17 protein-coding genes and 2 pseudogenes are annotated in these 22,390 nt (G+C 51.9%); 2 read left to right on the top strand and 17 right to left on the bottom strand.

The window, feature by feature from the left end; genetic code table 11:
* Positions 1-74: 74 nt before the first annotated feature.
* Complete coding sequence (locus tag HNR03_RS08380; protein WP_259152550.1) at positions 75-1,127, top strand: NAD-dependent epimerase/dehydratase family protein; 1,053 nt, start codon at positions 75-77, stop codon at positions 1,125-1,127.
* Between the two features lie 338 nt (positions 1,128-1,465).
* Here HNR03_RS08380 and HNR03_RS08375 read toward each other — a convergent pair whose 3' ends face one another.
* The 3 genes from HNR03_RS08375 to HNR03_RS08365 form a co-directional block, all read right to left on the bottom strand.
* Entirely contained in the window at positions 1,466-2,647 is a 1,182-nt protein-coding gene (locus HNR03_RS08375) for an acyltransferase (protein ID WP_259152548.1), read from the bottom strand.
* Between the two features lie 459 nt (positions 2,648-3,106).
* Positions 3,107-3,850, bottom strand: coding sequence for an ABC transporter ATP-binding protein (locus tag HNR03_RS08370; protein ID WP_222587919.1), 744 nt, complete (start codon positions 3,848-3,850; stop codon positions 3,107-3,109).
* 13 nt (positions 3,851-3,863) lie between these two features.
* A complete protein-coding gene (locus HNR03_RS08365) occupies positions 3,864-4,664 on the bottom strand; it encodes an ABC transporter permease (RefSeq protein ID WP_259152546.1) in 801 nt (266 codons plus the stop codon).
* 659 nt (positions 4,665-5,323) lie between these two features.
* Between HNR03_RS08365 and HNR03_RS08360 the strand changes: the two genes are divergently transcribed.
* Positions 5,324-7,318, top strand: coding sequence for a nucleoside-diphosphate sugar epimerase/dehydratase (locus HNR03_RS08360; RefSeq protein WP_259152544.1), 1,995 nt, complete (start codon positions 5,324-5,326; stop codon positions 7,316-7,318).
* 198 nt (positions 7,319-7,516) lie between these two features.
* Here the strand turns inward: HNR03_RS08360 and HNR03_RS08355 are convergent, their stop codons facing one another.
* The 14 genes and pseudogenes from HNR03_RS08355 to HNR03_RS08290 all read right to left on the bottom strand — a co-directional run.
* Complete coding sequence (locus HNR03_RS08355) at positions 7,517-9,115, bottom strand: glycosyltransferase family 4 protein (protein ID WP_259152542.1); 1,599 nt, start codon at positions 9,113-9,115, stop codon at positions 7,517-7,519.
* Positions 9,115-10,218: a DegT/DnrJ/EryC1/StrS aminotransferase family protein gene (locus HNR03_RS08350; RefSeq protein ID WP_259152541.1), complete on the bottom strand. Its 1,104-nt coding sequence runs from the start codon at positions 10,216-10,218 to the stop codon at positions 9,115-9,117. The genes HNR03_RS08355 and HNR03_RS08350 overlap by 1 nt, the downstream gene beginning before the upstream one ends.
* Before the next feature lie 201 nt (positions 10,219-10,419).
* On the bottom strand, positions 10,420-10,830 hold the full coding sequence (locus HNR03_RS08345; protein ID WP_259152540.1) for an FdtA/QdtA family cupin domain-containing protein: 411 nt from the start codon (positions 10,828-10,830) through the stop codon (positions 10,420-10,422).
* Complete coding sequence (locus tag HNR03_RS08340) at positions 10,817-11,791, bottom strand: GNAT family N-acetyltransferase (RefSeq protein WP_259152539.1); 975 nt, start codon at positions 11,789-11,791, stop codon at positions 10,817-10,819. Before HNR03_RS08340 ends, HNR03_RS08345 begins: the two co-directional genes overlap by 14 nt.
* Positions 11,788-12,711, bottom strand: coding sequence for a hypothetical protein (locus HNR03_RS08335; RefSeq protein ID WP_259152538.1), 924 nt, complete (start codon positions 12,709-12,711; stop codon positions 11,788-11,790). The genes HNR03_RS08340 and HNR03_RS08335 overlap by 4 nt, the downstream gene beginning before the upstream one ends.
* Entirely contained in the window at positions 12,708-13,385 is a 678-nt protein-coding gene (locus tag HNR03_RS08330) for an acetyltransferase (RefSeq protein ID WP_259152537.1), read from the bottom strand. The genes HNR03_RS08335 and HNR03_RS08330 overlap by 4 nt, the downstream gene beginning before the upstream one ends.
* 10 nt (positions 13,386-13,395) lie before the next feature.
* On the bottom strand, positions 13,396-14,145 hold the full coding sequence (locus HNR03_RS08325) for a hypothetical protein (RefSeq protein ID WP_259152536.1): 750 nt from the start codon (positions 14,143-14,145) through the stop codon (positions 13,396-13,398).
* 320 nt (positions 14,146-14,465) lie between these two features.
* Positions 14,466-14,987: pseudogene (locus HNR03_RS08320) on the bottom strand (phage tail sheath C-terminal domain-containing protein); the annotation flags it as partial.
* 163 nt (positions 14,988-15,150) lie between these two features.
* Entirely contained in the window at positions 15,151-17,058 is a 1,908-nt protein-coding gene (locus HNR03_RS08315; protein WP_259152535.1) for a hypothetical protein, read from the bottom strand.
* Between the two features lie 70 nt (positions 17,059-17,128).
* On the bottom strand, positions 17,129-18,100 hold the full coding sequence (locus tag HNR03_RS08310) for a lysylphosphatidylglycerol synthase transmembrane domain-containing protein (RefSeq protein WP_259152534.1): 972 nt from the start codon (positions 18,098-18,100) through the stop codon (positions 17,129-17,131).
* A complete protein-coding gene (locus tag HNR03_RS08305) occupies positions 18,097-18,837 on the bottom strand; it encodes an SDR family oxidoreductase (RefSeq protein ID WP_259152532.1) in 741 nt (246 codons plus the stop codon). The genes HNR03_RS08310 and HNR03_RS08305 overlap by 4 nt, the downstream gene beginning before the upstream one ends.
* Positions 18,834-20,147 (bottom strand): FAD-binding oxidoreductase, encoded by a 1,314-nt coding sequence (locus tag HNR03_RS08300; protein ID WP_259152531.1) that lies wholly within the window; start codon positions 20,145-20,147, stop codon positions 18,834-18,836. The genes HNR03_RS08305 and HNR03_RS08300 overlap by 4 nt, the downstream gene beginning before the upstream one ends.
* On the bottom strand, positions 20,144-21,568 hold the full coding sequence (locus tag HNR03_RS08295; RefSeq protein WP_259152530.1) for a UbiA family prenyltransferase: 1,425 nt from the start codon (positions 21,566-21,568) through the stop codon (positions 20,144-20,146). Before HNR03_RS08295 ends, HNR03_RS08300 begins: the two co-directional genes overlap by 4 nt.
* Before the next feature lie 348 nt (positions 21,569-21,916).
* Positions 21,917-22,096 (bottom strand): annotated as a pseudogene (locus HNR03_RS08290) (DNA mismatch repair protein MutS); the annotation flags it as partial.
* Positions 22,097-22,390 lie beyond the last annotated feature (294 nt).

Below are 22,390 nucleotides of genomic sequence, written 5' to 3'. Positions count from 1 at the left end.
TCTTGACGTATCATTAGCCGTCACAGTGTGTTCCGTTAAATAATAAGTGTAGGTCGTTGCAATGGTTGCCAAGGATGGGGCAGGTCAAGCCCGCCTTGTCTGCTGCTGCACAAGGCGGCAGTTTCAACCATATCAAGCGCTGGAGGGCAACGTTGAATAATTCCGAGAACACTTCCCCTGATCCCGTTAAGCGGTCCCTGGTTTTGGGGGGGCGTGGTTTCATAGGCACCCACTTGATAGACGCATTGCTCGAACAGGGGCATTTTGTGCGCTGTTTCGATCGTCCCAATGTGGCGCCGTTGGGTGAGTCCCACTTCAGTCATCCTAATTTCGAGCTTTGCGAAGGAGACTTCACCAGTGAGGCCGAAGTCGCCAAGGCATTGGAAGGTTGCGATGTTTGCTATCACCTGGTGTCTACGACCCTCCCCAAGTCTTCGAATGCCGATCCCGTCTTCGATGTGGAGAGCAATGTCGTTGCGACCATCCGCCTGCTAAACCTCGCGGTGAAGTCCGGCCTGAGGAAGATTATTTTTATCTCCTCCGGTGGCACGGTGTATGGAGACCCTACGCAAGTACCTATTCCAGAAACCCATGCTACTGACCCGGCCTGTTCCTATGGAATTTCCAAGTTAGCGATCGAGAAATATTTGGCGCTTTTCCATCGCTTACACGGCCTTGATTATACTGTTCTACGTCTTGCAAACCCTTTTGGTGAGGGGCAGCGCACCTATGCCAGCCAAGGCGCGGTTGCCGTATTCCTTGGCAAAGTCCTGCGTGGCGAGACGGTTGAGATTTGGGGCGATGGCACAGTTGTACGCGACTACATTCATGTCTCTGATGTGGTGAGAGCGTTGTTGGCATCGTCAGCGCAATCCGGTGAAGAACATGTGTTCAATATCGGTTCAGGGCGCGGACATAGTCTCAATGAGGTTCTCGACGCGATCGAGAGGGTCACGGGGCGAAATGCCAATCGTGAATACTTGTCGGGTCGCGGATTTGATGTGCCTGTCAGTGTCCTGGATATCGAACGCGCCAAACAGTCTTTGGGTTTGGGGTGGGTCCCTTTCGTGAGCTTCGATCATGGATTGGAGCGCTTTGCTGCTTGGTTATTGGAAAATCCGGAATAAGCACATTGAGTTAATGATGTAAGCACCCCCATAAGCCTGCTTCTTGGAAGGTGAGCTTATGGGGCGGTTACGATCTTTGGGAAGGCTTCAAAAGCGGGGGTATGAGGCGTCAAATCGAGCTGTAGAGGGTCACCATCCGGCCAGTTTGTGTTTGTGTCTAAAAGCCCTTCCAGAATATTACGTATAAGAACGCCGATTTGTTGGATATTTTTGCACCCGCGAACATCATCCATCAAATCGGCGTTCTTGTTTCTGTATCTCCTGTCATCCGTGAAAGACCATTTACCCACCTGTATCTGATTTGTCGGTGATCGGCAGGTGCGTCTTGTTCGGTCAAGTCAGGCTAATTGTTTCTCTTTCAATAGTTTCCGTGTGATTGAATTGACCTGCTTAACCCACCAGTCATCAAAACGAGAGAGTGGTACTGCTAATGCAATTGAAGTGGTAGCGGTGACAATAAACACGATAATTAAGCTTTGTGTGTTGCTGATTCCGTGATTTGCAAGTTTGATATATACGTAGCTTGATAGCGAGCAGATCACAAGGGTGTGGACAAGATAGAGCGGAAAACTGATTTTTCCAATGCCTCTTAAAAGTTTGCCGTCCAGGCTCTTAAACACCCTTTGATTGCCCATGGTTGCGAATATTATGCAAGCGGAACCCAGTGTGTGGAGCAAGGTTTGGGTGTGCACTTTCATAATGTCTGGGATGGCTGATGCCCATGAGTATGATTTTTCCGGGATCATATATCCCAGCATGTATAGCCCGAAAATAATGAGTGCTATGGAGGTAAGGAAGGGGATTTCACGTTTGTTTTTGGCCAGGTAAACTGAAAGAAATGTACCGGCAACAAAGGGGAATATGAAGTCGTTATAGAATAGTGCAGATATTGAAATAATTATGAAGGCGTAAATAAGGTAGCGGTATTCGAGTATTACTGAAATAAAGCATGCAAGCATAAAGACAATCATGCTGCCGTAAAATTCGGGTTTCATAGTCCAAAGGTTTGTATTGTAGCTAGCTAGTCCTGTAAAAAAAGTTGTCATTCCTTGCGTTAGGGCTCCCCAAAAGCTCGGTTCAAACCCTGGCGTCCATCCGTAAGCAAATGTCGCAAGCCATGGGCTCAAGCTAAGTTGTGAAGCGTCGTGGAAATAGTAAAAGCCAAGCTTGAATAAGCAGTAACTTGCGACGGTTGTAATCGTTACCGTGGCGGCCAGTCTCGGAAATCTTTTAAGAAATGCCAGGAGCAGTTTTTGCGGGTTTTCATGATTAAAATAGGACCAGCACAAAACAAACCCGGAAAGGGTGAAGAAAAAACCGACAGCTGCTGTGCCGTTAAAAAGAGCGAAATATGGCTGCCCTATTAAGCTGTCTTTGTTTCGTGCGTCCCCTAATAATCCAGTTGTATATGGGGAAAACCCTAAAAAAAAATGGTGAACAAGTACAATAAATGCAGCTATTCCCCTATAGGCTTCAAGAGGGAATAGTCTATTGTTTCCGGATTCCAATTTTTCTGACATGTCAGGCCTTGAATATTTATAGTTTGATCTATAAGCGCGGGATGATAGGCATATTTATTTGCTTTGGCTAGCCTTGGCCGATAGCTCTGCGGGGAGATTTGCCGAGCGGTGGTCTCGTCTCTCTCCGCGCTGCGGAAATTTTCACACGGTCGTCGAATTTGTTGACGGGCTCGTCAGCGCAGGCAGGTGAATAGCGTCACCATCATGACCCGTTCAATCGGGGTTGCGAGGCTATCGATTTTTTTCAGCGATTGGATGCAGATAAATATTTTCGGCTTTGCGTCGACTTGCATCATTAGGTGTAGCTGACAAGAGGCTTTGTTGCTTCGGCTTCTACGCCGCAATAGCTACGCGGCTACTTTCATAAAAAACCAATGTTTATCTTAACTTGATAAAGTGGTTTTTTATGAGTTCACCGTTTTATTAGCTTATTAAGGATTACTGGTGCGCACGAAAATACTAGTGGCCAAAATAAGCTTTGGTAACTGTTTCGGGGTCCGAGTCCATTTTTATTTTGCCGTGCTCCAGCCAAATGACCCGATTGCATGTATGCAGCACCAGGTCGCGGGAGTGGCTGGCTATCACCAAAATGCTGGTGGCTTGGACCAGTTCGTTCATCCGGGCTTCTGCTTTGTGCTTGAAGCCTTCGTCCCCTACCGACAGCCATTCGTCCATGATCAATATTTCAGGTCTGATGGTCGTCGACACCGCAAAGGCCAGGCGCAAGTGCATACCGGAAGAGTACGTGCGTACCGGCATGTCAATGAAGTCACCCAGTTCTGAAAACTCAATAATTTCTTCGAGTTTTTCTGCAATATCACTTTTTGTCATCCCGAGCAGGATGCCACGCATGAAGATGTTTTCCCTGCCGGATGCCTCCGGGTCAATCCCTAATGAAATATCAATGAGGGAAGCAACTTCGCCGCTGATACTGGCGGTACCGGCGGAGGGGGCGTATACGCCGCTCAGCAGTCTGAGTAATGTGCTTTTGCCAGCGCCGTTATGACCGAGCAATCCAACCCGGTCTCCGTCATTGAGGGAAAAAGTAAGGTCTTCCAGCGCTCTGACGATCACTCTGCCTTGCTCGTTGGCACTGAGTTTGCCGCCTGTAGCGACTTGAATCAGTCGCTTTTTCAGAGAGCGAGCACTTGCGTTATAGATAGGGAAATCAACGCATGCGTTATGAAATTCAATAAAAGCCATAATAGTTTTCTTCTTAGAGCCAATAAGCAATGCGACGTTTATAGAGGCCATAGATGATGATCGCTATGCACCAGCCAAACAGAGCCATGCCCCCGGCCACGCACCAGCTAACAGTGCTCACATCCTGTCCGAGCAAGGGAGCCCTGACGATTTGTATGAGGTGATAGATGGGGTTCATATCCAGTAAATAGGTGCCGGCTCGGCCAGGTAGCAGGCTTGGAAGCCACATGATTGGCGTCAAGTAAAAGGCAATTTGCAAGACGCTCGCAATGATCTGCGGGAGGTCGCGATATCGAGCGCATAAAAGGCTCAGTATCAAGCAAATCCATGCCAGATTGAGAACAAGCAGTGCAAAGCCCGGGATGCTCAACAGCGCGCCAAGACCCAATGGTTTCTGAACAGCCAGCAGCACAAGCGGGAAAATGACGATGTTGTGCGCGAGGATCAAAGTGTTGCGCCATATTGTGCGTAAAATATGCACAAATAACGGGATTGGGAGTTGTTTGATAATGCTTTCCGCGGCGATGAGGCTAGTGCAGCCCTCTAACACGCAGGTAGAAATAAAACTCCAGAGAATCATACCTGCTGCGAGAAATGGCAGGAATTCTTTCATGGGGGAGTTAAATATTTGGCCAAATACGAGGCCAATGGTACCAATCATAACGCCCATGCTGATGGTGAGCCAAAACGGTCCAACAGCAGAGCGCCTATACCGTTGACGTACATCCTGCCATCCGAGCATGCCTACCAGAGAATAGCGCTTTACAGCCGTCGCTATATCTGCCATGGCGGCGGTAATTGAGTTGTTTAGCATTCGAAACACCGGGTTGTCAAAACAGTCAATGATTGTAATCTTGTAGGAGGGGTGAGTGTCACTTTTTCCATCCCGTCTAGTTTCCAGTTTTTTACGATCGCGGGATGTACTCCGCGCAGAATGCCTCTCTGTTGCAAGGAGGCAGCATAAAGTCTGCAGCTATTTCGTATGACGCGCGCCCTATCATCACAAGAGCTTTTTATTAAAAAAGCAGTGCTTGTGTTGGGCGAATAAAGTGTGCTAGCAATACGAGATAGCGTTTCTGCCTGATGACTTGCACTTTTTCTATCATCCCATGGCCAGAGGCGAACTCCCAAGAAATTTCCCTCACCCCCAGAAGCGCATTTTGGGTTAAGTCGTAGCGTCTGATCGTCAGTGCTCCCTATAAATCGCCTGCTCGAGAGCGGGCAGAGCGATTAGCTTATGGTTATCGACGAGCAGTTTGGCGGCAGCAACGATCCGTGGTTTCAAGCGAGTTTCGCGTCCGTGCATTGTCTGTCCGGCAGGCCGTTCAGAGGGGCGAATTATAGCGGGGCTTTCAGCTAAATGCTCCTTCCTGGACCTGCCGCGTGCAAGTATTGGGCGATCTCGTCCTCAAGAGGTTACAATGCCGATCGACGACCGCGCAAAAGGAGGGGGCTACGGGCTCGAACGCTTGAATGGATAAAATACGCAGAGTGTTGCTGGGTTTGCCTCGCAGGCAAAAAAGACTGATACAGGTTGCCACCGATGTGGTTTTGGTGTGGGTTGCTTTGTGGCTGGCCTTTATTGTTCGCCTCGGTATCGACGACGTATACAATCCGCTAAAAGCCCATTTCTGGCTCTTCGTCAGCGCCTCGATTATCGCCATTCCCCTTTTCATACGCTTTGGCATGTACCGCGCTGTCATGCGCTACTTTGGTAATGATGCACTGATTGCCATCGTCAAGGCAGTCAGTCTGTCCTCGCTCATCCTCGCTGTGGTGGTCTACTGGTACAGCAATCACGAAGTCGTGGTGCCGCGCTCCATCATCTTCAATTATTGGTGGCTAAGCCTGGTGATCATTGGCGGCCTGCGTCTGTGCATGCGTCAGTATTTCATGGGCGATTGGTTCACCGCTGCCAAGCATGTACCGTTTGTCAATCGAGACGATGGTTTGACCAAAGTCGCCATTTACGGGGCTGGCGTCGCGGGGAACCAGTTGGTTGCAGCGTTGCGCATGGGCCGCGTGATGCGTCCTGTGGCCTTTGTCGATGACGATTCCTCTATCGCGGATCGTTCAATTGCCGGGTTGCAGGTCTTCAAGCCCAAGCATATTCAGCAGATGATCGACGTCACGGGTGCTCAGGAAATCCTTCTCGCGTTGCCGTCTTCGACTCGTGCGCGGCGTAGGGAGATTCTCAATTTTCTGGAGGACTTCCCGCTCCATGTGCGCAGTGTTCCGAATTTCACTGATCTGGCCAGCGGTCGGGTCAAGGTGGACGACATTCAGGAGGTCGACATTGCTGACCTTTTGGGCCGGGATTCCGTGCCGGCGCAGCCTGATTTGTTGGCTCGATGCGTCAAGGGCAAGACCGTTTTGGTGACGGGGGCGGGCGGTTCGATCGGTTCCGAACTCTGTCGTCAGATTTTCTCCCTGGGGCCAACCACGCTGTTGTTGTTCGATCATAGCGAATTCAATCTCTACAGCATTTTATCCGAGCTCGAGCATCGCATTGTTCGTGAGTCGTTGCCTGTCCGGTTGTTGCCGATACTGGGGTCGATTCGTCATCCCCATAAACTTCTGGATGTGATGAAGACCTGGAAAGTGGATACGGTTTACCACGCGGCGGCCTATAAGCACGTGCCGATGGTTGAACACAACATTGCCGAAGGTGTGCTGAACAATGTGATCGGGACGCTCAATACCGCTCAGGCTGCATTGGAGGCAGGTGTTGCAAACTTTGTGTTGATCTCGACCGATAAGGCTGTGCGCCCGACCAATGTCATGGGCAGCACCAAGCGCTTGGCCGAATTGACCTTGCAGGCCCTCAGTCGTGAGCTGGCGCCGGTGTTATTCGGGGACAGGTCTAATGTGTCCCGGGTCAACAAGACCCGTTTCACCATGGTGCGGTTCGGTAATGTGTTGGGCTCATCGGGATCGGTTATTCCGCTTTTCCACAGCCAGATCAAGTCGGGCGGCCCTTTGACGGTTACCCACCCGAAGATTACCCGTTACTTCATGACCATTCCCGAGGCGGCACAGCTCGTAATCCAGGCCGGCTCCATGGGGCAGGGCGGGGATGTGTTCGTGCTGGATATGGGCGAGCCGGTCAAGATAGTCGAGTTGGCGGAGAAGATGATTCACCTGTCTGGCCTGAGCATTCGCTCGGAGAAAAACCCGCACGGCGATATTTCCATTGAGTTCACTGGGCTGCGTCCCGGGGAAAAACTTTACGAAGAGTTGCTGATCGGCGACAACGTATCCGCTACCCGGCACCCGATGATCATGAGCGCCAAGGAAGATCATTTACCTTGGGAAGTGCTCAAAGGCAAATTGATGGAGTTGCTGTCTGCCGTTGAGGGGGATGATTATTCGCGGGTTCGTCAACTTCTGCGTGACACTGTCAGTGGTTACGCCCCGGATGGTGAAATCGTCGACTTGATTTACCAGCAGCGTCGCCTCGAGCCCTGATCGTTACCCACTCTGTAACGGACACATTTTTGACAGAATTGCCCCATGACCAAGTTTGGGAGACTGCTTCGGAAAAGCTGTTCTTCCTTGCCAAGGTCATGGAACGTCACTTATGCGTACGCATCTTAGGATGCGAAGTCATGCCGACGATTTTGCGAATAACATGTGTCGATTTTATCGAGGCAAAGCAACTGAACGTTACTTATCAAGTATCACGTCAGCGATCTTTCTGATCTTTCCTTTCAACGATCTTGGAGCACTCTCATTCTGTCTTTGAGTCATGACGGACGCTTCCAACGCAAGCTTCTCCTGTGTCAGTTGTTCAATCACCGCTTGTTGCCTCGCGATCGTCTCAGAATGCTCTTTATACATCGAATGAACGTACTCCCATTCTTGGAATATTCTATTTTTTTCAGATATCAAATGCCCGATTTCTTGCACTCTCTGGCGTTTTATATCCAGATGATTCTGCAGCTGGTTTCTGTGATACACATGCAATGGCGGAACAAGGGCAGCACTGTCCAGCCCGCTGGCAAAAGCTTTCAAAAAAGCGTCTTGCGAGTAGTACCGCTCAAAATGCTGCAATGCGGATTCGGAGTGCCGCTCCAACATCGGCTGGTCCCACTGCTTGAAAACCCGACCGAGCTCTTCATATTGGCTCCACGTATAGCTGTCAGGATAAGCAAGATCGGAGCCGGAGTGATAACGGGAGCGATATGATTCGTGGGTAACGACAGGCACCCCGACCGACATCGCTTCGATTAACGATTTGCCGCCTCCAAGCGGGAAAGAAGAAACATATACATCCACCGCGTTTTCGATGAGCGCCTGAGAGAGTGAAGCGACCCACGGTATGTGAATGAACCGGTCATGGCTTACGTTCTCAGCATCGAGTTCCTCGTGGATTTTCTGCAGAAATGCATCGGACAAATCCCCGATATGCACATGGTATCCGCGCGAGGCTTTTAGGATGCAGGCCACTGCACGTTCATAGCGAAGCGCGTACGATCCCGATTCGAACTTGGACATACGACCGCATGAGCAGGTCGTCAAGACCCCTCGGTCGAGGAATCGGGTTTTGATTTGGGATTTACCGACAGCGCTGATCGGCCAATAAAGCTGTTGCGCGACTCCAATCTCGTTTTTGCACAACTCATATGACATGTTGTGCAAGTCGACATGCTGAAACGCTTCGCAAGTCACACCAAGAGACAGATGGTGATCGCCATGGTGAATGTAATAGCGGTTCCTGATGCCAGGGGCGTGGGCCGCCACGATGCACACGATGTCCTGATTGTGACCGAGGGTCAAAACGGTGGAAGGATTCCATTCGCCAAGCCGTGCAGTCAGGGCGTCAAGTTTGCCATCGAGTCCGGTTTCGGTCATAACGAAGACTTCGCAGCCGAGCAGAGACTCCCACTCGTTAATCGAGGCCTGATCGTTACGATTGAACAGATCGGTCAAGGCGACACGAACCGGGCTCTCGAGCAGTCCGAGAGCCAGATAGTCCTTGATCAGTTCAACATGCCCTCCGGCCCTGACCAGTTCGGACGCCAGAATGACGGTGCCCCGGCCTTCCTTCTCGGGCACATGGCGATGATCGGCATAGTAGGCGTCGGCTAGCATTAGGCACAGCGCATCGAGCTCGCGGCTCGCGAACACAACACCAATCGACGCCGGATCGTTGATGACTTGCTCGGCAAACGACTTGATGCACGCCATCGCATCGCCGTAGTGCGACTGGGAAATATATTCCACAACCGTTGCTTGCAAGCGCTCGAGATCGAAATCATCCATTACTGAAAACTCGCAATAGTTTCACAAACGTAAGCCGCTTGCTCGAGGGTCATGTGCGGACCGATCGGCAGGCTGAGCTCAGTTTCGGCCAGTGACTCTGCAATGGGGAAAGCGCCCTTTTCGAAACCAAGGAACTGGTAAGCCTGCTGCATATGAGGAGGAATCGGGTAATGAATCAGCGTTTCGATACCGGCCTCCTTCAACCTCGCTTGCAAAGCATCACGCCGCTGCGAAAAAACGGGGAACAGATGCCACGACGATGTGCAATCCGATTGCGGAGTCGGCACCCTCACACAGGTATCTTGCAAGTGCTTCTGGTAATAGGCTGCAATCTCCCCGCGACGCGCGTTCCATTCATCGAGGAACGGCAACTTGACGGCCAGTGCTGCGGCGTGGATCGGATCGAGGCGGCTGTTTAGGCCACAAACCTCATTGACGTATTTAACTTTAGAACCGTAGTTTGCAATCGTCCGAATTCGCTCTGCGAGTTCGGCGTCGTTGGTAGTGACACCGCCCCCGTCACCGAACGCGCCGAGATTTTTGCCGGGATAGAAGCTCCACGCCACGGCATCTCCGTGCCCGCCGATGCGCGTACCACGGTAACGTGCGCCGTGTGCCTGTGCGCCATCCTCGAGGACCTGAACCCCCTTGTGTCGGGCCAGTTCGAGGATCGGTCCCATTGCTGCAGGCTGCCCGTACAGATGAACGGGCAGAATGACCTTGGTCTTACTGGTCATGGCCTGCTCAATGCGCTGCGGATCGATATTGAGGGTGTCGACGTCGGGCTCGACAGGCACGGGTCGTGCTCCGCACTGTGTCACCGCGAGCCAGGTAGCAATATAGGTGTTGGACGGCACGATGACTTCGTCCCCTTCCGACACGCCCATCGCCATCAAGGTGATACGCAAGGCGTCGAGCCCGTTGCCGAGGCCGATCGCAAAGCGGGTGCCCGCATAGTCGGCAAAAGATTTTTCGAATTGGGCAACTTCTTCCCCGAAGATATACCACCCAGAATCGAGAGCCCGCGCGACCGCCTGATCGAGTTCTGGCTTGAGCTCTAGATAGGCGTTGCGGACATCAAGAAATGGCACTTTCACAATCATGCTCCTAACTCTCGAATGGAATTACATTGGTCGCACATTCGTAGCGCCAGACGATAATTGGCGATGCGCGAACACATACTGGACGCCCCCCCGAACGACACATCCGTCGTATCGGCGAGGTGTCCCTGCGCACGCGGTCGAGACCGTTCCGGCGCAGCGGTTGAAGGTATGGCGATCGAGGCGGCCAGGTCTTGCAGAAACTCAACGAGACCGGACGGCGGCGATAAACTCGTCGTAGTCCCGATAATAATCGGACTCGTCGAATTCCATGGACACAAGGACCAGGCAGACTGATCCGGGATCGAAATTGAGCTCGGCCGCCCAGATCATGGGGGGAATATGCAAACCTTGCCACGGACGATTGAGGTGAATCGTCGACTTCTCCACCCCGTCATCAAGCGTGACATCGAAACTGCCGGACAGGCAGATCAACAGTTGGTGCAGTTCCTTGTGCGCGTGCGCGCCACGGCCTTCCCCGGTCGGGATATCGTACAGGTAAAATACACGTCGGATATCGAAGGGAATGTGTCGTCCACTTTCGAGGAAAGTCAGGTTTCCCCGCGGATCGGTGATCTTGGGTAAATTGATGATTTTGCAATCAGACACAGACATGCTGAACACCTAGTAGATCAATATCATAATATTCGTGCACAGCGCCTCCGCCTCCGTATTCATGCTTGTACTGGTAGAGGCCTTCATTGAGAACCGTGCCCTCACACTCGTTGCTCGTACCGAAGTCGAAATACCGAACCCCGGCTGAAAGGGCCTCGGCCGTGGCGTGATCGAACACTGCATCGAGTGCGGAAACCGAATAGGCCACCTCACTCGCCGCAATGTATTGCGCATGCCATGCGGTGCGCGCTTTGAACACCACGACCCCTGCTTCGACTTGCCCATCGATCCTGGCGCAGAACAACTCGATTCCCCCAGGGAAAAGAGTGATCAACTGCTCCATCTCTTCCACGCTGTGTACGGGAGCCGCGCCGTGCTTGCGCTCCAGATTATCGTTCAGTACCTGCCACAATGCCCGCACCTGCTCGGTCCCCGTCACCACTGACACCGATTTAAGCGCCTTTTTCAGCCCGCGTCGGCGGCGCTCGGAAGGTTTTGCGCGATCGGCCAGGTCAATTGTGCACGACAAGTCGCAGCGCGATCGGCGGGCGCCGAGCCGGAACAAGGCATAAAGATCGTCCTGCGACGGCCGAGATTGATAAATATGGGGGACGGGCTTATATCGAAGACGGTCGTATCCGCTCCCGCGGTAGTGTTCGCACAACCGCTCCAGCGCTTCGATCATCCTGGCACCGCACAGGTAGCCATCGTGGACAATGCCACCATAGGTGATACCAGGATGGCTGACGACCAAGGAGCGATCTGCGGGGGACTGCGCCGCAGGGAAAACGCCGACTATGCTGCCGGCGTGCATGAGCACGACCGATATATCAAGAAACCGGTCGCCATGGTATTCGAGAAAACGGCGCGAGTGCAGGAACGTGGCGTTTACCGCATTCGCGCAGAATGCATTCCACGCATCACTCAGTTCTGGTTGATAGCGCACGATCTCGATGGTCACTGGATCAGCTCCGCGACGCAGAAACCCTGCTCACCAAAATTATTGCCGTTATAGAAGCAATACGTTTTGGCCCCAACCGATAAGACGGCGGAATACATGATCGCCTCCGAATCTACGCCCGTCGGCGAGACATCGAGCCCCATTTCTTCATCTCGACGTACCCATTGAACCCCATCGCTGGACTCGGCATAGCCGAGACGATAGGCGGCAAAGGAACAGCGTCTGATCGAATAGAACATCTGATAATCATCGCTGCCGCGTTTGACGATCCACGGGCGGCCGAAACCGTGCTCGTCGTCACCGGTGAGCGCCATGGACAAGATACCGCGATCCGACCACGTTACTCCGTCGGCCGATTCCTGATACCTCAAGTCGTACACAGGCATCAGTTTTCCCCGTAGGTCGGTCCAGTCGCTGCCTGCGATGTACCACATCTTGAACACGTCACCTTCCTTGACGACAAAACTCCCACAACGAAACATTCGCTCGCTATCGCTACGATCCAGGATCGGGACTTTGCTATAGCGCTCGAACGTCTCACCGCCATCGTGACTGATAGCCAGTCCCGTAAAGATCCGGTATCGCGCGTTCACGCAGAGCTCGAATCCCGCGTAGTACATATACACAGTTCGCGCATCGACAGTGACGAGACTCAGGGCCATCAGACCATTATCATCAAACGTCCCGGGTTCGCCGATATCGAGCAATGGCGTTGTCGCGACCTTCAACACCCGGGTCGGGTCCGAGCTTGATACGTCGATATAACCCGGGCGACCGCGCCCCTTGTCGTCCAGGCATGTCAGATAGACACGGATGACATCTTCGTTGAGTCGGTAAGGTATCGGGCCCATCGCATGTGTTCTGGCCCAATCGAGAGTTCCATCAGGCTTCCAGACAACGCCCAGCTTATGCCACTTCATGTTCTTGCCTTGAAAAAACGCCGTGCGGATACTTTGGCTGGCTCCGGCTGCTCGCTTTTGAAAATACAATCAGGATCCGTGTTCTTGAGGATATTGACCCCAACACCCAACCAATTATCGGCACCGATGACGACGTTATTGGCAATCGCCGAATTAACGCCAATGAAGGTATTTTTTCCGACCGTGCAGAATCCGGAAATAACAGCGTGAGAGGAGATAAAGCAATTGTCCTCGATCACCGAATGATGGCCAACGTGGTTTCCGCTCCAAAGCACGACGTTATTGCCAATTTTTACGAATGGCTGGATCGTATTATCTTCAAAGATAAAGCAGTGTTCGCCCAAAATCGCATTAGGCCATACAAACGCCCGGCTACTGATGTAACTCGCTGGCCGATAGCCCTTCGACTTCGCCTCCTCATAAAACCGCGTCCTCAGACGGTTGAGCTGGGAGTAAACAAGCGCCGCGTAGAATTCGACCTGTTCGGGATCGAAGAAGCGCTCTATCTCCTCGAGCGGCACGACAGGCAAACCAAACAACTCATTGCGTTCAAGAAATGCAGAGTTGACAGAGAAGCCAACGACTTCGTATTCGGAGTCCCGAGTAAAGCATTCGTAAGCGACCTCGGCGAAGGCACTGTCACCCAGGATGACAACCTTTTTCGTTTTTATCATTTCCTGGCTCTCAAGGTCTGATGATGAGGATATCTTCGCGCCGGTTCGCCATCGGAAGTGCCTGGTTCTGCGGTAACAGATAGGCATCGAATCCTTGGAGCCGTGCCCGCTGGATGATCGACATCACGACGCAATCGTCAATCTGATCGTGTTCGATCTGGTTGAACTCGACGACAGGCGCATCATCCGTCTTCATATAGTCTTTATGAAAACGCACACCGGTTTCACTGGAAAAAAAGCGCTTACGCTTGGAAATATTGGGTATGTCGCCTATCAACATCTGTCCGCCTGGCGCCAACAAGGAGAGCGAAACATCGAGGAATCGAAAAAAACCCACATCGATAAAGACATATTGCAGCACGCTATAGCATAGGATCGCGTCGACCTTTCCTGCGTTTCCAGCAACCCAGTCCGGGCATTGCGGATACATTGCTGGCACCTTTTCGATGAAGGGAGCGCTCTCAAGCAGATCCAGCATTTCCTGGCTGTCGATCAGCGTCAAGGCATTGCCATTCGATGCGCACTGGCCTATCAACATCTTGGGCAGATCGCTACAGCCCGGACCGATATCGACCACTTGCTGGCCAGCTTTCTTCAGGTTGGTCAGCTTTGCGCAGATATCTTCGAAGATAACTGCTTCATAACCCTGACGATATGAGTCGGGAAACCCGATGCGCTCATATTTGGACAGCGACTCATCCTGTGCCAAGCGTCGGAAATCATCGAAGCCAACATGCTCAATTCGGTTAGGTGGCGCCATGTTCAATCCTCTAGAACAACACTTTCCCTTTACGCCGCAACGTTCGGGCCCATCTCTTTAATGTCGAAAGCGACAACCTGTGTCGGATCTCAGAAAAACTGATCCTGGCCTCCCGCCAATTCAGGGGGGAGTCCATCACTTCAGGGAGCGCAGAATCCCATCATCCCAGAAAAGACGAAACAATCCGAGGCGGCCCACAGAAAAATGTCATCCGCCCCACCTGGACGGAAACCGCCTGAGTATTTATCGGATACCAGACGAGTCGATCCATAAAACGTTTGGCCTCGACACGAGAGGCAATAATGCCTCGGTCGATCGCTTTCGATCATCCATTGATCGGTGACTTCGAAAAGGAAATTCGGGTTTTCTGCCGGTTGTAAGTCAGTAAAGCGAATGCGCCAATAGACTTTGCCCTGGGCGATGTGGCTGACCGTGTTCCGTTCGGTGTCCGGGAACACCTCGAAAATGATAATTGCACTTTCGGCCACCAGGTCGCGCATGAATGCGTCCAGGCCATCAGTCACATCCTCGGCGTAGGCCTTGGTGATCGAGCGGTCAACGGCCCACTTGTGGCCGGCCTGCACCGCGTCCATGAGGATGAACAATGTTCGAACGCGGGTGACGAACGCCCATTTCCGATAACTCGACAACGAACGGCGGCCCCACAAGCAATAACCATCGTCGGGGATGATATTCGCGTTGTTCAGCAGGTTGCCCCGGCACGTCTCGTCGCCATCCAGGTACTCGACAGCTCGGGTCGTACCGGTAATAGCGGTGAACTCCTTGTCCGACGGCTACGCCCAAAAGCCATAAGTGACATCGGTCCAAGCGAACATGGCGGCTGGCTTCTGAAAGAGATCGGGAACACAGCATCAGGCTTCAAATCGCGGCTTTGAATGTGGGGTTCGTGGAGCGGCTACGTCAGTATTGAGTCGTTCATGATAATAGCCCCCCAAAAAAACACCCTGCGAAAGCTTGGCCTTCGCAGGGTATGGGGCCATATAACTATTTTTTTTGCTCTAGTCTAAGCAAGACCTGGTTTGTATCGACCACATTGTTGTTGTCTAAAACGATACGGTAATTTCCATCCATGGTTAATGGGAGGCTGATGGTGCTAGGTGCTCCGGATCTAATAACCTGCCGTTCTGAAATAACTTCATTTTGGTGGTAAACCGTCACTCCGGCAACTGCGCCGCCCCGCGCAACCACATTTTCAGGCACATATGGAGATATAGAGGTAGTCAAGATAAAAGATGTAACTCCCCACTTTTTAAATTCATTGGGATCTAATTCAAATGAAGTGGGCTGTGTTTCGCCTGGGTGAGCGAAGATGGTGTCTGGTTTGTCATAGGCGCTCAAAACTCCGTATTTGTCACCGAGTATCGGATTAGTAATAAGATCGATAAAAGGTGTATGGATAGAAGTGCAGCTATTGCTGTCAGGGCACGCATTGAGTGTATGGTCTATATCGGTAACTTGGGAAAGCACATCATTTCTGATGTGAACGCCAAATGGATAACTAACGCCAACCCTTATTGCTTTGTTGAAGGTTTTTACGAGTGTGTAGTTGTCTCCAATTTTCTTTGTGTCGCTTACAATGATCTCGGGAGAATAAGTTTTTATTAAGTCATTGCTCTCGTAATGGCGATTCAGAAAAGAGCTGTCAATCGTGTGTCGGTGGGCAAAAAAAGCGGGGCTTCCCCAGCAAACCATTAGGGTGAAGTCTTTCGGCGTATTTCTGCTTACCCATTTGCCGGTGTTGGTTCGGTCTTTTTCAAGTTCTAAGTAATTCTGAATGCTCGCCGTCGACATCTTGCCAATCACGTACGACTGCGTGGCTATGTAGCTGAGCAACACAACGAGAAGCAGTTTTATGATGTAAGTATATTTAGTGCTAATATCCCAAATGGCTTGGGCGCCCAAGGATCCCAAAATGAATAAGCTGTATAAGGCTGGCATTGCATACCAGTTGTAAGGCTCTAGCGGGAACTTTAAGGTGTAAGCTATTAGATGTGTAGCTGTCAGCCCGGCCAGGAAAATAATAAGAGGTATAGAATCTTTGTTGGGCTTCAGCAACTTTGGCAGTGCGAGGATTGCTATCCAGTAATGATTGTTTTCAATAAGTACGTATTTTCCGAACCACTGCCAGGTGATGCCGCTCTGTTGGTTTTGGAAGAAAGTTTTCGTTATAAATGAGTTCGGTACGGGTAGTCCGAAGTAAATCCATGCGAATCCGTACCAAGTGATAGCGATAGCTGCTGCCAGGGCTATTGTTTTTACAGGAATAGAGCGTGTCAAAACGCTCCAGGCACATAATAGAAAAAATGCAGCAGGGATTAAGTCAAGTTTTTGTATTGCGAGTAAGCCCGCTGCAACACCTACGTGAACCCAGCTATTGCTCTTCAGAAGTGCCCAGAAGCCGTATGTCAACACAGCAATTGTTAAAGGGGATTCAAGACCGGCAGTCCCGGCAAACCACATAAAGAATCCATCGAAAGAGGTGGCTGCCACAAAAAATATGCCGGCAACGTAGCCAAATCTTTGCACTAACATCCAGCTTGTCAAGGTGAGTGCCAAACACCCTAGCAAGGCGCCGCCACCGACTAAGGCTACGATAGGGGAGGCTCCCAATTTTATCAGAAGTGCCAGATAAAGCGGGTAAAAGGGGGCCGATGCTCCCCAAATTGGTGCTTCTCCTAGATTCCAGATCCAGAATTGCCCTTGAGTCATGTTCTCCGCATACCGCAGGAAGAACGATCCATCATCGGCGGTTGCACCTCCCCAACCAGATTTCATGCCGTATACGTAAACTAAAAAGGCTATCACGGCGAAATATATGTGACCTTTAAATCGCGCAAAATTTTCCGCGGGATCAACATTGGTCTGATTTTTTTTACTTCCAAGGGTTAGCATTTGTACCTCGTTGTTGTATATGCTGTTTCGGCATTGCTAAAATTCGTGTGGCTGATTGAATTAAAAGACTTCACTTTGGAAGTGTAATAGTCGGGTTTGATTCGGTTTTTGCGAGGCTTAAACAAATTGAACCAATGGATACCGCAAACCAAAGTGTCGCGAGCCTTAATAGCACAGTCGCAGCAACGGCATCTGCGTTGTGCATGCCATTCCATATTAATAGCGTAACCATTACAGCCTCGGTTCCACCAAGGCCTCCAGGCATAAAACTTATCGCGCCTGCTAACATCGCCAGAGCGTATACGAACATTGCGAATTGCAGGGTGATGTCCGCGCCCATCCAAGTGAGTATCCAATAAAACGCGACAGCCTCAGCCCCCCAGGAAATTATAGCTAGTAGTGTGGTGAGAAGTAATATCTCAACTTTGTGGCAGTGCTGGGCTTCTTTAATTATGTCAATCAAATGCCTGCTTAGTTGTGCGAGCTTACTATTTCTTTCCTGGATTATTCGCTCTATCCACTCAAGGCTTTTTTGTTGAGACAGTATGACTATCATTATCCCTACGCAGATCGCGCCAAAAATAATAACTGGCCGCGCGTCGGGGTAAAGCGTCAGGCCCAAAAAAGTCAGCAGGACTATGCCAATAAGATCCGATAGTCGCTCACTGAAAAATGCGGCAAAACTTTTTCGATATGGCATTCCCCAAGGTTTTAGTAAAACACCTCTCAGTGCCTCTCCGGCCTTTCCAGGTGTTGTGGTTAGAGCGAACCCAGCGAGATAAATCTTCAGGCTGGGTTTCCACGGGATGGCATGTCCGAGTACTTTGAGGTAGATCTGCCATCTCACGAATCTTAATAGGTAATTGAAGGAGGACATCAGTAGAGTGATAGCTACCCCCAATATGCCAACTTCCTTGACTGATTTTGCTACAGCTTCCCAGCCGCCCCACAGTGAAAAGCTGAGATAGCCAATGGCGGATACTACGACGGAGAGGATGAGTGCGCGGTACTTCCAACCAGACAAGTAAGTCTGTCCAGTCATAAGCTAAGCCTCTTGAAGATCGTCTGCGGAATGTATCGAATGATAAGCATGATCAACGCCCAAAAAACCGGTGTGTATAGGATCGTGGCGTTGCGTTCAATGCCCTCAACGATACGGCGGGCAACCTTTTCTGGCTTGGCCAATAGAAGTGAGGGTAATTGGAGGCCTTGAGTCATGGGGGTGTCAACAAAGCCGGGTTTAATGGTGATGACATTCACGCCAACCTTGTAGAGTCGGGCACGTAGACCTTCACAAAAGGTGGACACGGCTGCTTTGGCGGTACCGTATAGATAGTTGGAGGGACGACCACGATCGCCGGCCACCGATGAAATGACTGCCAGGCTGCCGCAGCGTTGTTTTTCAAACTGGTTGGACAGATGGGTCAGCAAGGCAATGACTGAAGTGCCGTTAATGGCAAACTCTCGCAGGGCCACATCAACATCTTGCTCACAGGCTTTTTGGTCGGGCAGGGTGCCATGGGCAATCAAGGCAATATCTATCTGCTGCAAAACACTTAGGCAACTGCTGAGCATCGCCGGATGCGAGGCGAGGTCGGTAGCATCCATGGAGTGGAGGGTTACAGCCTTGGCGCCATGTGCCCGAAGATCAGCGGCAGTTTGCTCCAATTTTTCGTGGTCGCGTGCAACCAGGAAGAACGTATTGCCTTGCTCGGCCCAGAGGCGGGCACAGGCTGTGGCGATGGCCGAGGTAGCTCCAATGATCAAAACTCGTTTCATGCAGTCACTCGTTTCCAGAAGTGGGACATCAGTGTTGGGTCACGCAGCGCTTCCAGTTTTTCCCAGTCAGGATAGGCCTTACGGAAGTCATTGCCACTCATGTGTGCGTCTTTGGCCGGATACAGGCGCCCACCAGCTTCACTCACTATCGTGTCCAGGCGCTTGAACAGCGGTAAGAGACCAGCTTTCTGCGGGAAGTCCAGGGCGAGCGAAGTGCCTGCCATAGGGAAGGACAGCAAGCCCGGTGAGGCGATATCGCCGCAGCGTTTGAGTACGGCGAGGAAGGAGCCTTGGCCGGAGTCCGCAATTGCTCCCAGCAGTTCGCGCATGGCCATCTCGGCTGCGGCGTCGGGAATAACGCATTGGTATTGTTGGAAGCCTCGGCGCCCATAGATACGGTTCCAATGCAGGATACGATCCAGTGGGTAGAAAAATGGCTCGTAGCTGACGCGTTTTCGCGTGCGCTGGGCCGGATGTAAACGCCAGTAGGCTTCATTGAAGGCGTGTAGGGACAGGTTGTTGATTAGTGAGAACGGTGGGGCAAGCGGCATTCGCCGCTTCGGACGTTCGCATACCTCCAGAGCTCCATAGTGGGCGTGGTCGCCAACTATAAATACACCACGTCCAGTCTTGCCGCCTTTGGCTAGGCAATCAATCCACGCCACACTGTATTCATGTTGATGATCCAGTTCGGCAGACAGGGAGAAAAACTCGCTCAGGTTATCGAAGCGCACCAACGTGCTGTCAATCTGGCTGGATATGATTGGCATCAACTGGATCTCCGCCCAGGTGATCACACCAGTCAGGCCCAGCCCTCCAATGGTGGCAGCGTATAACTCGGGGTTTTCAGTGGCGGAACAGGTTAGCAGCTCCTGACCGTGGCGCAGCAGGCCGAAGCGTCGCACATGGTTGCCAAAAGTGCCCCGTAGATGATGGTTCTTTCCATGAACGTCGTTGGCTATCGCTCCGCCGAGGGTCGCGAACTGGGTGCCCGGCGTGACAGGCAGGAACCAGTTCTGTGGGATGGTAATTGCCAGTATCTCACCCAAGGTGACACCTACCTCCGCGAGTACGGTGCCCTCCTGCCAGTCGACCTGGATAAAGCGATCCAGCGAGCGCATGTTCAGTACCTGATCACTGGCCGCTAGGCAGCTGTCGCCATAACTGCGTCCGTTGCCATACGCAAGGGTGCTGCCGTGGACTGCAACTATCTGTTCCAGTTGGGTAGGTATTTCGCTACGCCAGCCACAGGTATTACCTGTCTGAGGTCTATTAGGGTAGAGCCCCCAAGAATAAAGGAGGGCACTCATGCGGCCATCCAGAATATCAGGCCGAACAAGACACCGACCACTAGACTGGCACGGTCGCGGATGGCGAACACAACAGGGTCATCGTGCATTTCTCCCCGATGCGTGAGCATCCACACTCGGGTGATCCAGAACAGCAGAAGTGGACAGGCGAGCCAGATTACTTGTGGGTAGGTATAGAGGCCTGTAGTGGCTTGGTCGTGGATGTACAGGGCAAGGACCATCACCGCCAGATAGCCGGAAGAGGCACCCAGTGAGGAGATCATTTCCAGGTCGGTGGGATAGTAACCACGGCCACGGGTTTTCTCAGTCTTGCCCTTGCTGCGGGCTTCATATAGTTCGGCATAACGCTTCACCAGAGCCAGGCTGAGGAACATGAACATCGAGAACGCCAAAATCCAAAAGGTCAGTGTTAGGTTAAACGCAGCCGTACCGGCAATGATGCGCACGGTGTAGAGCAGGGCCAGTGCAATAACGTCGACCGCCATTTGCCGTTTCAAGGATAGTGAATAGGCCAGCGTCAATATGTAGTAAGCCAACAGCACTGCGGAAAATTGCCAGGGCAGTAATAGCATGGCGCCGGCAAACGCCCCTATCAGCAAGATCGGGAACACGATCAAGCCGGACTTGATAGGCAATCGGCCCGCCGCGAAAGGACGCTTGCACTTACTTTTATGATGACGGTCATCCTCCAGATCGAGGAGGTCGTTGAGCACGTAGACGCTGGAGGCGCATAACCCGAATAGTAGAAAAGCCAGAGTCCCCTGCAAAAGCAACAGGGGATTAGTCAACTGATGCGCAGCCAGCAGCGGTACGAAGATCAACGCATTCTTCATCCATTGGTGCAATCGTAGCGCCTTCATCCAGTCCTTGAGCTCGGACTGATTGGAGTTAATGAGATGTTGCACGTTACCCTGTGCCCGTGCGCGTCGCTCCACACCGGAGTCAGGATTGACCACGTAGGCGTGTCGGGCTGCCGCCCACACTGGAATGTCGTCATGGGAGTTGCCCGCATAATCGAAGCCATCTTTGCCATAGTGTTCGACCAACAGATCGCGTTTCCGATGAGCTGACAGGTTGCGCTTGGCATCTGAGGCCATCACTTGGTCAAATAGTTGGAGATGCTCAGCAATGCGTTCGGCCAAGGTGTAATGGCTTGCTGTCGCCAGCACTATTTTTCGTCCTTTACGTCGCTCGGCTTCGATCAACTCAATGACCGCTGGGTCATAGGGTAGAGCGCTGACATCGATCTGGGTTGCATTAGCAAACCCCTCCTTTAACGCAGCCTTGCCCTTTACCAGCCAGCAAAAGGGTTTGAATATCTGCAGAGGCTGGTTGCGGACGAAGGCCATGCCAGTTTCCAGCAGTAGATCGGAGCGCAGCAGGGTGCCGTCGAGATCGATGACAAGTGGGAGGGTTGTCACTATAACTCTTCCCTGAAAAAAGGAGGCCAGACTATTTCTGACTTAGGTGAAAGCTACAACTCGAACGTTCTTCGTTTACTCTCGTAGCCAGAATAAAGCGCTCGTAGTCAGTATATTAAGTTAATAGAGCTTGAAATCTCGTCCCTAGGCATCGTACCGATGCATCCGTTTCGAGGAGTAAAGCCGGGGTTGCTAGTATAGGAAGCCTGAGGTTTTATTGGCTTGTTTCACTCTAGGATATTTGCCTGAAATCGCCGTGTAATACTGCCCCAGGGACATGGACCTACCTGTAGTATTTATTTCAGGCGAGAAGGTTACGGCGGCTGTGACGATGCTGCAAGTACAAGTTCATTTGCCACGCCCTTGGAGCATCGTTTGTTTGAGCATCACGCAAACCGCCCCGGCGCCGCGGTGAAGAGGCTGATACGGGGTAAAACAGAGCGCTTGCGGGTGCTGGTGCAGTCAGGTGTTGATGTGGCTCTTTATCATAGGCCTCTTGTCGTCCAGACGCGCGGCTTTGAAGCCCGTCGCCCGGATCAAGGCGACCGTGCCATCGCCGGTAGCGGCATCCGGATCTGCCACTGCTACCTTCAAGCCCCTCCCCAGCGGCAAAACCCAAGGCCGTGGCGCGGCCAATGCCTGCCGCAGCACCCTTGCTGCCGTGGAACTGCTCGCCAGAGATGCCACGGTAAACATAAAGCCCACTTCTTAGAAGGTGGGGTTTATGGATCGATTACAATGAGCTTGTGGGGATCAAGAAAATCCGGGGCGATTCAGTCTTTCCCAGTGCCCGCTCCTCGAAGCGTAGCCGCTCCATAAACC

Origin of the sequence: Pseudomonas sp. JAI111, from assembly GCF_024809425.1 — a bacterium.
Lineage (GTDB): Bacteria > Pseudomonadota > Gammaproteobacteria > Pseudomonadales > Pseudomonadaceae > Aquipseudomonas.
This window is presented reverse-complemented; position numbering and strand designations above follow the sequence as displayed.